Here is a 12,020-nt window from a genome sequence, read left to right as displayed (position 1 = left end):
CCCGACCCGGCCGACCCGCTGGGGGTGCTGGCCGCCGTCGGTGGTCTGGAGCACGCCGCCCTGGCCGGGCTGATCCTGGGGGCCGCGGCCCGCCGTACGCCGGTGCTGCTGGACGGCGTGATCGCGGTCTCGGCCGCGCTCGCCGCCGCCGCGTTCGCCCCGGACGCGGTCTGCGCCATGGTCGCCGGCCACCGCTCGGCCGAGCCCGGTGCCACTGTCGCGCTGCGCCACCTCGGCCTCGACCCGCTCATCGACCTGGGGCTGCGCCTCGGCGAGGGCACCGGCGCGCTGCTGGCGTTGCCAGTGGTCACCGGCGCGGTCCGGGTGCTGCACGAGGTGGCCACCTTCGACTCCGCCGGGGTGGCCGAGAAGTGACCACGCGCAACGAACGCGCCGTCCGCCTCGGTGGTGTGGCGTGACCTCCAATCCGTACCCCCTGGGTTTGCGGCTGCACGGGCGGCGGGTGGTCGTGGTGGGTGGCGGCGCGGTCGCCACCCGGCGGGTACCCGCGCTGCTGGACGCCGGTGCGGACGTCCTGCTGGTGGCCCCGGAGCTGACCCCGGCGCTGCGCGCCCGGGTCGACGCGGGTCGGCTGCACTGGGTGCAGCGCCGGTTCGTACCGGAGGACCTGGACGGCGCCTGGCTGGTCCATGTCGCCGTCGACGACCCGATCGCGGCGGCTTCGGTGAGTGCCGTCGCCGCCGAGCGGCGGATCTTCTGCGTCCGGGCCGACGACCGGACGGCCGCCACCGCCTGGACCCCGGCGGTGACCCGGCACGGCCCGGTCACCGTGGCGGTGCTCGGCGGCGGAGACCCCCGCCGGGCGATGACCGTCCGCGACGCGATCCGCGACCTCCTGGCGGTCCGCCTGGCACCGGACGCCACCGCCTCGACGCCGAGCCCGTCCGACGCTTCGACCGGGACGACGGGCGGGCGGCAGGCCGGGCGGGTGGCGCTGGTCGGGGCGGGGCCTGGCGACCCGGAGCTGATCACCGTGAAGGGTTGGCGCCTGCTCACCGAGGCCGACGTGGTGGTCGCCGACCGGCTGGTGCCCGGGCTGCTCCTCGACGAGCTGCGCCCCGACGTCGAGTTGGTGGATGCCTCGAAGATCCCCTACGGCCCGTCCCGCGCTCAGGAGGAGATCAACCAGATCCTGGTCGACCGTGCCCTGGCCGGCGCCTTCGTGGTGCGGCTCAAGGGCGGTGACCCGTACGTCTTCGGGCGCGGCGGCGAGGAGTTGTTGGCCTGCGCGGCGGCCGGCGTGCCGGTGACAGTGGTGCCCGGGGTGACCAGCTCCATCGCCGCGCCGGCCGCGGCCGGCATCCCGGTCACCCACCGGGGGGTGGCGCACGAGTTCACTGTGGTCTCCGGGCACCTGGCACCCGACTCGCCGGCCTCGCTGGTGCGCTGGCACGCCCTCGCCGGTCTGCACGGCACCCTGGTGATCCTGATGGGGCTGAAGAACCTCGCCGCCATCACGGCCACCCTCATCGCGCACGGTCGGTCACCGCAGACGCCGGCCGCAGTGGTCCAGGAGGCCACGACGGGCACCCAGCGGGTGCTGCGGTCGACACTCGGCGCGATTGCCGCCGACCTGGTCGCGGCCGACCTGCGCCCGCCCGCAGTCGTGGTGGTCGGCGATGTGGTGGACGCCCTCAACGGCTGACACATCGTCGGGGCGAATGCGGGGCCCGGCGCCGGGCTGGCCTGCGCCGGGCACCACGAAACCGGCCCAGGCAACCAACACCTGAGCCGGAATCTATAACACTTCACTGAACTGATCTCAGCAAGGAATGGTGGCCGATTCGGTACGACACGGATGAATCGGTAGTACCGGACGGTCCTCGAAACAGACGTGGAGCCATCGATAGACAGGTCTTGCGACAGATCCACGTCTTCGAGAGGGCTCCACGTGCTGGCTCACCGTGCCATGGTCGACGTCCCGAGGGAACTGGTGCAGTACCTGACCAGCGGCCCGACGGCTGACTGCGGCGGTGCGCCCCGCTCGTGGCGATTGCCTGCCTGATCCGCGCGATGCGCGTAGCTACCAGCCGATGCGGGCCGGGGCAGCCGCCACGCCCGTAGTGCCGGCACCGGCACCACGGGCGTGGCAGGCTAGCGGAGGGGTGTTGCCAAACGCGCCGATGTGGGATACCCCCGGCTCTGCTTTAGGCAATAGGAGCGCAATCCCCGGCGCGGTCCGTCACTGGTCGTTGTTGATCCAGCCCGTCCAGGCGGAGCAACTATCGCTACCTGCCGCGGCGGGAGCGCACAATCGCCATCTGAGCTGACTTCCCTGGCCGCCATTCGACCGCACCGTTGAGTACTCGTAGAAATCCTTGTTGCAGACCCCCCAGTTCGGGGCGTCCAGCATGTTCCAGCACTTACCGGCGCGGTAGAGCTTCCAGGATCCGTCGGGGCCGCGAAGCTGGTTCTGCCAGTGCAGGTAGGGGCTGCTCAGATTGGCTCGGGAGTCCTGCACATAAAAGACATCGCCGTATGGCCTGAAGCAGCCTGCGGCGAAGCCTGCATAAGTGCAGGTCGAATCTTGCCCGGGAGGTCCAAAGGATTCCGCAACGTCGGATTCCACTGGCACGATAGGCACTGCTGCCGCCGCAACCGATTTGTCAACAGAGGTGTCAGCTGAAGCCTGGGACGGGGCAATCCCAAAGGCCAGTAAGGCGGCTCCAGCAACGGCGGCCAACCGTATGGCATTGCGTTTTAGCACAGAGTCTCCCGATTTGTTTGAGGTGGTTACCGCAGCGGATGAGGCGGAGTGGCCGATACCCATCCATCGTTCACTATGCCAATTCCGCCGTGAAGGGTTCAGCCTGTTCGGGACTGTCCCGAACGCTCCGCGCGGATCAGTCCGGCAAAAGCCCGACGCGCGGGCGACCGGTGACTCGTCCGGCGACGGACCCGAGTCTCATCGAGGTCGCTACCGTGGCGTCCCGCCGGTCCGGGTGAAGAATCAGCGGCTGACGGTCTGTTCCGACCGTGCTGGCGATGCCGATCGGGCGTGGGAGGGTGCTGGCGGGGAATCTTGGACAGTTTCCGTTACGTGCTAACGGAAACTGTCCAAGATTGCCAGCTGCGGCGGCGACGACCGGCACGGTGGCGGGGTTGTCGGTGGCTGTCGACACAATGTCGACCATGTTCACCGTGAAGGATCCTCACGAGACGTGGCGAACGGACCTGCTCACACCCGTCGCGCTGCGGTGCGGACGCCCCGGCCTGACCACCACCTTCGAGGACCTCCCCTCGCAATGGCGCGATGCCCCGGTCCGCACGCTGAGGTGCACGGACGAGGGCGGCTCCTGGGGCGTCCTGGTCACGGTGGTCCGTGGCTATCGCCGACAGCCGGGCGACTCGCTCGTCGGCAACGAGTTCGGCCGGGACCCGCACACCGCCTACGACCTGGACTCGCCCGGTGACCTGGTGTATGAGCTGCAGGTGACCGAGGACGACGGGTCCGACGAGCACGAGCTGCTGGCGTTCCGGCTCTTCGGCGACCCGCAGGAGGCCGGGGCGGAGGTGCTGCGGTGGGCCGGGAAGAAGGCCGCGTACTCGGTCAGCCCGTCGGTCGAGCGGGCCGAGGTACGGCAGCGCCGGGACCGTCGACAGTTCGACCACCGTCAGGCCAGTGCGGCATCACCGCTGGTCCGGATCGGCGTGGTGGCGGACGAGGCCGCCGCCGACCTCGACGCCATCGACAGGTCCGCGTTGTGCTGGCACTTCCCGCGCGGGAACACCGGTGCCTACCTGCGGTCCGCGGTGGTCGCACTGGCCGGCTACGGCGAGCAGCGACCGCACCTGCGGGGCCGGTGGCTCACCGCACGGGTCGAGGGCAAGGAGTTGGTCATCAGCACCGACGACCTGATCCCTGCCAACCAGCGGCACCGCTGGGACAGCGCCCGCTGGCTGTGGGACCGCCGACAGGCCGGCACCCCGGTAGGGCTTCGCTGGCAGGTCGACCGGGTCGAGCAGGCCGCCCCCGCGGTCGCGGCCGTCCGCCGTGGCGCGTTGCCCGAGGCGCTGACCAACGCCGGGGTGGAGACGGATCCGGAGCTCGACGCGTTGCTGACCGGGGTGCCGTACCGGCTCTCCGACGCCGAGCTCACCCCCACCTGGGTGGCGAACCTGTACCGAGGTCTCGCCGACCTCGCGCCCTGGCGGCTGGACGCGGCGTACCGAGGTTGGCGTGACGGCCGGCACGCACAGGGGCTGCCGGTCCGGGATCCGGTTGTCCTGTTCGGCCTCGGCGGCGTCGGCGCTGCCCGTAAACCGAAGCTCGCGCTCGACCACACCGGCGACGCCCCACTGCTGTGCCTGATCCACACCGGCAGCAGCGCGGTGCTGCCGTACGCGCACTGGACGGTGCCCGTCGACCTCGGCGCCCGCCTGTACGGGTGGCAACCGAGCCTGCCGTACCCGCAGTGACCGACGGGGGCCGGAGCGCATGCGCTCCGGCCCCGTCGTACGAACGGTCGACTACTGCTTGAGCATGTTGTCCAGCAGAAGGGCACAGCGGATCAGACCGAGGTGGCTGTACGCCTGCGGGTGGTTGCCCAGGCCGCGCTCGGCGAGCGGGTCGTACTGCTCGGGGAGCAGGCCGGTCGGGCCGGCGGTCAGCACCATCTGCGCGAACAGCTCCTCGGCGTCGGTGCGGCGGCCGGTGCGCAGGTACGCCTCGATCAGCCACGCCGTGCAGATGTGGAAACCGCCCTCACGGCCGGGCAGGCCGTCGTCCCAGTGGTAGCGGTAGACGACCGGGCCGCTGCGCAGGTCCGCCTCGATCCGCAGGACGGTGGAGAGGAAGCGCGGGTCGTCGCCCGGGAGCAGGCCGGAGAGCCCGATCCAGAGCGACGAGGCGTCCATGTCCTCGTCCCCGTACGCGACGCTGTACGCCTCGACGTCGGAGTGCCAGCCGTGCTCCAGCACGTTGGCGCCGATCCGGTCCCGCAGATCCTTCCACTCGGGCCGGTCCTCGCCGCCGTGCTCGCGCATCACGTGCAGCGCGCGGTCGACGGTCATCCAGCACATCACCTTGGAGAAGACGTGGTGCCGGGGTGGCAGCCGGGCCTCCCAGATGCCGTGGTCGGGCTCGTGCCAGCGGCGGCGGACCGCCTCGACCATGTTCTCCAGGACCCGCCACTCGTCGTCGCGCACCGAGCCGCGGGCGTCGGCGACGGCCGCGATCAAATCGGCGATCGGGCCGAAGACGTCCAGCTGCAACTGGTGGTTGGCGAGGTTGCCGACCCGGACCGGCCGGGAGCCGGCGTACCCGGGCAGCGTGTCGATGACCGCCTCGGCGCCCAGCTCGTAGCCGTCAATGGTGTAGAGCGGGTGCAGTCGCTCCGGGTGCCCGCCGGTGCGCTCGATGCAGCCGTCCACCCAGCGCAGCAGCGCCTCGGCCTCCTCCACGGAGCCCAGGTCGACGAGTGCGCGGGCGGTCAGCGCGGCGTCGCGCAGCCAGCAGTAGCGGTAGTCCCAGTTACGGACGCCGCCCAGCTCCTCGGGGAGCGAGGTGGTCGCCGCGGCCAGGATCGAGCCGGTGGCTTCGTGGCAGAGCCCGCGCAGGGTGAGGGCGCTGCGCGCGACCAGGTCCCGGGCGGTGGACGGCAGCCGCAGCGAGGCCACCCAGTCCTTCCACGGCTGCTCGGCGGCGGCCTGCCGCTCGTGGATCGGCACCCGGTGATGCTCCAGGCTGTGCGTGCCGAAGCGCAGCTCCAGCACGACCTGGCCACCGGCGGCGGAGAGGTCGACGACCGCCTTGGCGGTCTCGTAACCGCCGTCGTTGCCGACCTCCCACTCAACGCCGGGGGCGTAGAGCGCGACCGGTTCGTTGGAGCCGAGCACCAGCAGGCCGTCGCCGAGCGGCTGCAACTGCACGGCGACCTGCCCGAACTCGGGCCTCGGCGCGAACTCCACCCGGGCCTTGCCACTGCCGGTGAGCACCCGGATCAGGGTCGAGTCGCCGGTGATGACCGCCGGGCTGTCGTCCGGAGTGGTCTCCCGGGCCGGCTTGTCCAGCCAGTCGGTGACGGTGAGCCCGGACCAGCGGGTCTCCACGGTCATCGTGCCGGAGCGGTAGCGCTGACCCAGCGGGATGCCGCCGCGTTCCGGGGCGACGCTGAAGTGACCGGCCGGGCTGCCACCGACGAGGTCGGCGAAGATCGCCGCCGAGTCCGGCTTGGGGTGGCAGAGCCAGCTCACCTTGGCCTCGGGGGTGAGCAGAGCGACGGTACGACCGTTGGCCAGCATGGAGTGCCGTTCGATCGGCACCGCCCGCTCACCGAACAGCCAGTGCCGCCGGGTCTCCAGCAGCAGCGCCAGCGCGCGGGCGGCCTCCAGCGGGTCGCCGACCCGGTAGCTGGCCTGGGTGTCGCCGGGGCCGATCTTGATGCCGAGGTCGGGACCGTGCAGGTGGCCGAACGCGTTCTCGTCGGTGATGTCGTCGCCAATGAACAGCACCGCGCTGGAGGCGAGTTGGGTCCGGAGCTGATCGAGTGCGGTGCCCTTGTGGGTGGCCACCACGGAGAGCTCGATGACCTCCTTGCCCTGGGTCACCGTGACACCGTCGAAGGCGGCCGGACCGTTGCGGACCGCCTCGATGGCGGCGGCGGCGATCTGCGGGTCGACGCCGCGGGTGTGCATGGCGACGCTTGCCGGTTTGCGCTCCAGCCGGATGCCCGGGTGCTGGGCCGCGATCTCGCGCAGGGCGTTGCGGACCTGGGTCCGCACGGCGACCAGCTCGGGGGAGAGCCGCTCGACGAAGCCGATGTCGAACTCGGAGCCGTGGCTGCCGACGAGGTGCACCTCGCTGGGCAGCCGCGAGAGTGCGGCCAGGTCGCGCAGCGCCCGACCGGAGACCACCGCCACGGTGGTCTGCGGCAGCGCGGCGAGCGCGCGGACGGCGGCCACCGACTCGGGCAGCGGGACGGCCGTGCTCGGGTCCTCCACGATCGGCGCCAGCGTGCCGTCATAGTCGCAGGCGACCAGGAGCTGGGGGACCCGGGCGATCCGGCCGATGGCGGCGCGCAACTCGGGGTCCATGACCCCGGTGGCGACTGCCGCCCCATCGTTGACGGACGTGTTCACTCGGCCTCCGCCTCGGGAACTCCGAGCTCCGAGAGGAAAGACTTGGCCCAGTGGCCCACGTCGTGGGTACGCAGGTGACGTTGCATTGTCCGCATCCGGCGGCGTGCCTCGGTTTTCTCCACGTGCACTGCCCGGAGGAGGGCGTCCTTGACCGCGTCCGGGTCGTGCGGGTTACACAAAAATGCCTGGCGAAGCTCGGTGGCGGCACCGGCGAACTCACTGAGTACGAGTGCACCACCCTGGTCGGCACGTGATGCTACGTATTCCTTCGCCACGAGGTTCATTCCGTCTCGCAGCGGGGTCACCATCATCACGTCGGCAGCAACGTACATCGCCGCCAGCTCACTGCGACTGTACGACTGATGGAGGTAATGGACCGCCGGCACGCCGACCCTGCCGAACTCGCCGTTGATCCGACCGACCTCGCGCTCCACCTTGACCCGTAGTGCCTGGTAGTGCTCCACGCGCTCGCGGCTGGGCGTGGCGACCTGAACCATGACCGCGTCGGGAACTGTCAACTTTCCGTCAGCCAGCAGCTCCCGGAAGGCCTTGAGCCGCAACTCGATGCCCTTGGTGTAATCCAGCCGGTCCACGCCCAGGATTATCGTCTTCGGGTCGCCCAACTCGGCGCGAATCTGCTTGGCCCGGGCCTGGATCGCCGGGTCGGCGGCCATCCGCTCCATCTCCTGGGTGTCGATCGAGATGGGGAAGGCGCCCGCCTTCACCTGCCGACCGTCGACCTGGATCATCTGCCCCTCGTAGCGCAACCCGAGCAGGTGCCGGGCCAGCCGGACGAAGTTCTGCGCGGCCAGCCGCTGCTGGAAACCGACCAGGTCGGCGCCGAGCAGACCGCGCAGGATCTCGGTGCGGAACGGCATCTGCATGAACAGCTCGATCGGCGGGAACGGGATGTGCAGGAAGAACCCGATCCGCAGGTCCGGGCGCAGCTCACGGAGCATCGCCGGCACCAACTGGAGCTGGTAGTCCTGCACCCAGACCGTCGCGCCCTCGGCCGCCACGTCGGCCGCGGCCTCCGCGAACCGGGCGTTGACCAGGCGGTACGCCTCGCGCCACCGGCGCTTGTAGGCCGGCGTCTCCACCGCGTCGTGGTAGAGCGGCCAGATCGTCGCGTTGGACTGGCCCTCGTAGTAGCGCTCCAGCTCCTCGGCGCTGAGCGGGACCGGGTGCAGCCGGATCCCCTCCAGGTCGAACGGCTCGGGGGCCGCGCCGGTGCCACCGGCCCAGCCGACCCAGGTGCCCTTGTGTTCGGCGAGTACGGGGTGCAGCGCGGTGACCAGCCCGCCAGGGCTGCGTCGCCACTGCCGGCCCTCGGGTGTGCTCACCTCGTCGACCGGCAGACGGTTCGCCACTACGACAAAGGAGCTACGGACGGTCACGATCGGCCACCTCCGGGTACTGACGGGTCCACCGCGATGAGCGTACTGAGCGTAGCTGCGGCGTCTTGTGCCCCGTGCCGGAGTCTCCTACCCGCCTCGGTCCGACCGAATCCTAGAGGTGATCTTGTCGACAGCCCGCCGGTCAGAGGTCGATGATCGGCCATTCCTTGGGCAGCACCTCGCCGAGCAACTCCCGCCGATCCGTCATGATCGGTGCGATCGCCCGAGCCGCCTCCATCGCAGCCTGGGCCAGGTCCATGGCCGGCACACTCCGCAACCACAGGCCCAGCGCAGCCGAGCAGTCCGCGGTCAAGGGCTCGACCCGCGTCGGACGCAGGCCGGCGAGTAGATCCAGCGGCCACCACCCCTCCTGGGAAGTTTGCCGATAGGCGCTGGCCAGGCAGCCCGCCGGGATGACCACCCTCAGTCGGCGATCAGAGGCCACCGAGATGCGGGCGGCGACACCGTCATCGCCGCAAGCGAAGGCCAGCAGTGCCGGCGTGTCCAGCACGAATGCCGACCCGTCAGGAGTCAACACCGGTGCATCCGGTGTGCCCGCCCTGGGTCCTGCGACGAGGGGGCCCAGCTCCGGTGTGATCAGCTCCAGTGCCCTGTCCAATACCCGCCCGGCCTGCTCCAACCGAGCCGGCGAGAGCGCGAAACCCGCCTGCCGGAGTGTGTGCAGGGTGCGCTCATCGGCCATGTCCTTTCGCACGCAGTCCGTCACAAAGGCGGAGATGTCCGGTTCCTCGGCCAGCCGGTCGGCCAGCTCGTCCGGCAGCTCGATGACGAACTCGGTAGACATCGAGTCACGATAAAAAACGGACTGCCGAGCGGCAACGCGGCTCGCCCGCGTACTCCTGGGGCGGGGTGATGTGGGCGAAGCGCGCCGTACCTGTCAGGATTGACGATGGCGTGCGCGCGGCCGGCTCCCGGCCGGCGGCGGCGGGCGGTTCTCGCAGCCCGCGCCGCGCCGCCGATCAGCGACAGCAACCGACGGAGGTAGCCCGCACCGTGGCCCAGTACATCTACGTCCTGGAAAAGGCGCGCAAGGCGCACGGCGACAAGGTCGTGCTCGACAACGTCACGTTGAGCTTCCTGCCGGGGGCCAAGATCGGTGTGCTCGGTCCGAACGGCGCCGGCAAGTCCAGCCTCCTCAAGATCATGGCAGGGCTGGACAAGCCGAGCAACGGCGAGGCCCGACTCATGCCCGGCTACACCGTCGGCATGCTCGCCCAGGAGCCCCCGCTCAACGAGGCCAAGACCGTGCTCGGCAACGTCGAGGAGGCGGTCGCCGAAACCAAGGCCAAGCTGGAGCGGTTCAACAAGATCGCCGAGCAGATGGCGACCGACTACTCCGACGAGCTGATGGAGGAGATGGGCAAGCTCCAGGAGGAGCTCGACCACCTCGACGCCTGGGACGTCGACTCCAAGCTCGAACTGGCCATGGACGCGCTGCGCTGCCCCCCGCCGGACGCCGACGTGACCCAGCTCTCCGGTGGTGAGCGTCGCCGGGTCGCGCTCTGCAAGCTGCTGCTCGAGGCGCCCGACCTGCTGCTGCTCGACGAGCCCACCAACCACCTGGACGCGGAGAGCGTCTCCTGGCTGGAGCAGCACCTGGCGAAGTACGCCGGCACCGTCATGGCGATCACCCACGACCGGTACTTCCTCGACAAGGTGGCTGGCTGGATCCTGGAGCTGGACCGCGGCCGGGCGATTGGATACGAGGGCAACTACTCCACCTACCTGGAGAAGAAGGCCGCCCGGCTGGCCGTCGAGGGCCGCCGCGACGCCAAGATGAAGAAGCGCCTCACCGAGGAGTTGGAGTGGGTCCGCTCCAACGCCAAGGCCCGCCAGACCAAGTCCAAGGCCCGCCTGGACCGGTACGACGAGATGGCCAATGAGGCGGAGAAGACCCGCAAGCTGGACTTCGAGGAAATCCAGATCCCGCCGGGTCCGCGCCTGGGCAGCACGGTGATCGAGGCGCAGAACCTCACCAAGGGCTTCGGCGACCGAATCCTCATCGACGATCTGTCGTTCTCGCTGCCGCGCAACGGCATCGTCGGCATCATCGGCCCCAACGGCGTCGGCAAGACCACGCTCTTCAAGACCATCGTCGGGCTGGAACAGCCGACGGACGGCAAGGTGCGGGTCGGCGAGACGGTCTCGCTCTCGTACGTCGACCAGAACCGTGAGGGCCTCAACGGCGACAAGACCGTCTGGGAGGTCGTCTCCGACGGGCTGGACTACCTGATGGTGGGCAAGGTCGAGATGCCGTCGCGGGCGTACATCGCCGCGTTCGGCTTCAAGGGCCCGGACCAGCAGAAGCCGACGAAGGTGCTCTCCGGCGGTGAGCGCAACCGGCTCAACCTGGCGCTGACCCTGAAGATCGGCGGCAACGTCATCCTGCTCGACGAGCCGACGAACGACCTGGACGTGGAGACGCTGTCCAGCCTGGAGAACGCGCTGCTGGAGTTCCCCGGCTGCGCCGTGGTCATCTCCCACGACCGGATGTTCCTGGACCGTGTCGCCACCCACATCCTGGCCTGGGAGGGCGACGACCAGGACCCGGCCAAGTGGTTCTGGTTCGAGGGCAACTTCGAGGCGTACGAGAAGAACAAGATTGACCGCCTCGGCGCGGAGGCCGCCCGGCCGCACCGGGTGACGTACCGCAAGCTGACCCGCGACTGACCGGCCGAGAAGGTGTCTGACCGCTTCGTCTACCACTGCACTCTGCGCTGGTCCGACCTGGACGCGTACGGCCACGTCAACAACTCGCGCTTCCTCACCCTGTACGAGGAGGCGCGGGTCGCGTTGATGTTCGCCGGTGGCCGGGCCTGGGGGGTCGGCTCGTTCGCCGACGGGGTGGTGATCCGCCGGCACGAGGTCGACTATCTGCGCCCGGTCGACTACGCGCTCGGCCGGGCCACCGCGGAGGCGGCACCCACCGTGCGCATCGAGCTGTGGGTGGAGGAGATCCGGGCCTCCCGCTTCACCGTCGCCTACGAGTTGTACGACGGCGAGGTGTTGGCCAGCCGTGCCCGCTCGGTGCTGGTGCCGTTCGACCTGACCCGCCAGGTGCCCCGGCGGATCACCACCGAGGAACGGGACTTCCTGCTCACGTACGCGCCGCAGGGCGGTGTGGCGTGACCCAGCCGGGCACCGCTGAGCCGGGCCGGGTGGCGGCGTCCACGCATGGTGTCGTCGGCGTGGCCGACGCGGGCGCCTTCCTGGCCCGGCTGGTCCGGCTGGATCCGGTCGCGCCGGTCCGGCTGCGGCCGGCCGGCGCACCCGGCCGGGTCGCCCTGTGGGCCCGGCTGCCGTGGCAGGTTCTGGTGGTGCGCACGGTTGCCGGTGGGCCGGCCGACGGTGTCGCCGAGGACGTCACTGTGGCGTCCGCAGAGCTGCTCGCCGAGCTGGAGCGGGGCGGCACGGCCCTGCCGACCCGCCGGGACGCCCAGTGGCGGTGGCCGCTGCCGCCGACGCGGAGCCGTCAGGTGGAGGCGCTGCCCGTCGCCGAGG

Annotated in this window: 9 protein-coding genes; 6 read left to right on the top strand and 3 right to left on the bottom strand. The window is 70.5% G+C overall.

The genetic code is table 11. The features are described 5' to 3' along the window. The 3 genes from PSH25_RS32185 to PSH25_RS32175 form a co-directional block, all read left to right on the top strand. On the top strand, nt 1-375 hold a 375-nt coding region (locus tag PSH25_RS32185), incomplete at its 5' end, for a nicotinate-nucleotide--dimethylbenzimidazole phosphoribosyltransferase (RefSeq protein ID WP_238662647.1). 40 nt (nt 376-415) lie between these two features. After that, nucleotides 416-1,666, top strand: a complete 1,251-nt coding sequence (gene cobA, locus PSH25_RS32180) for a uroporphyrinogen-III C-methyltransferase (RefSeq protein ID WP_238662646.1) — start codon at nt 416-418, stop codon at nt 1,664-1,666. A 1,487-nt stretch (nt 1,667-3,153) separates the two neighbouring features. Further along, on the top strand, nt 3,154-4,440 hold the full coding sequence (locus PSH25_RS32175; RefSeq protein WP_238662645.1) for a hypothetical protein: 1,287 nt from the start codon (nt 3,154-3,156) through the stop codon (nt 4,438-4,440). A 51-nt stretch (nt 4,441-4,491) separates the two neighbouring features. Here the strand turns inward: PSH25_RS32175 and otsB are convergent, their stop codons facing one another. The 3 genes from otsB to PSH25_RS32160 form a co-directional block, all read right to left on the bottom strand. Beyond that, nucleotides 4,492-7,056, bottom strand: a complete 2,565-nt coding sequence (gene otsB, locus PSH25_RS32170; protein WP_238662648.1) for a trehalose-phosphatase — start codon at nt 7,054-7,056, stop codon at nt 4,492-4,494. Nucleotides 7,057-7,097: 41 nt separating this feature from the next. Beyond that, nucleotides 7,098-8,498, bottom strand: a complete 1,401-nt coding sequence (locus tag PSH25_RS32165) for an alpha,alpha-trehalose-phosphate synthase (UDP-forming) (RefSeq protein ID WP_030333449.1) — start codon at nt 8,496-8,498, stop codon at nt 7,098-7,100. Between the two features lie 142 nt (nt 8,499-8,640). Beyond that, on the bottom strand, nt 8,641-9,303 hold the full coding sequence (locus PSH25_RS32160; protein ID WP_238662644.1) for a PIN domain-containing protein: 663 nt from the start codon (nt 9,301-9,303) through the stop codon (nt 8,641-8,643). Between the two features lie 209 nt (nt 9,304-9,512). Here PSH25_RS32160 and ettA point away from each other — a divergent pair, with 209 nt between their 5' ends. From ettA to PSH25_RS32145, 3 genes are all read left to right on the top strand, one after another. Beyond that, nucleotides 9,513-11,189 carry an energy-dependent translational throttle protein EttA gene (gene ettA / locus PSH25_RS32155; protein ID WP_238662643.1) on the top strand — a complete coding sequence of 559 codons (1,677 nt, stop codon included), beginning with the start codon at nt 9,513-9,515 and terminating at the stop codon, nt 11,187-11,189. A 12-nt stretch (nt 11,190-11,201) separates the two neighbouring features. Next, entirely contained in the window at nt 11,202-11,648 is a 447-nt protein-coding gene (locus PSH25_RS32150; RefSeq protein WP_112584127.1) for an acyl-CoA thioesterase, read from the top strand. Continuing rightward, nucleotides 11,645-12,020 (top strand): DUF8010 domain-containing protein (locus tag PSH25_RS32145; RefSeq protein ID WP_502361370.1); only part of this gene is annotated, 376 nt, incomplete at its 3' end. The genes PSH25_RS32150 and PSH25_RS32145, both read left to right, overlap by 4 nt.

It is taken from the genome of Micromonospora foliorum, assembly GCF_022229015.1.
Classification (GTDB): Bacteria; Actinomycetota; Actinomycetes; order Mycobacteriales; family Micromonosporaceae; genus Micromonospora; species Micromonospora foliorum.
The sequence above is the reverse complement of the archived record's forward strand: the minus strand, read 5'-3'. Positions and strand labels throughout refer to the sequence as shown.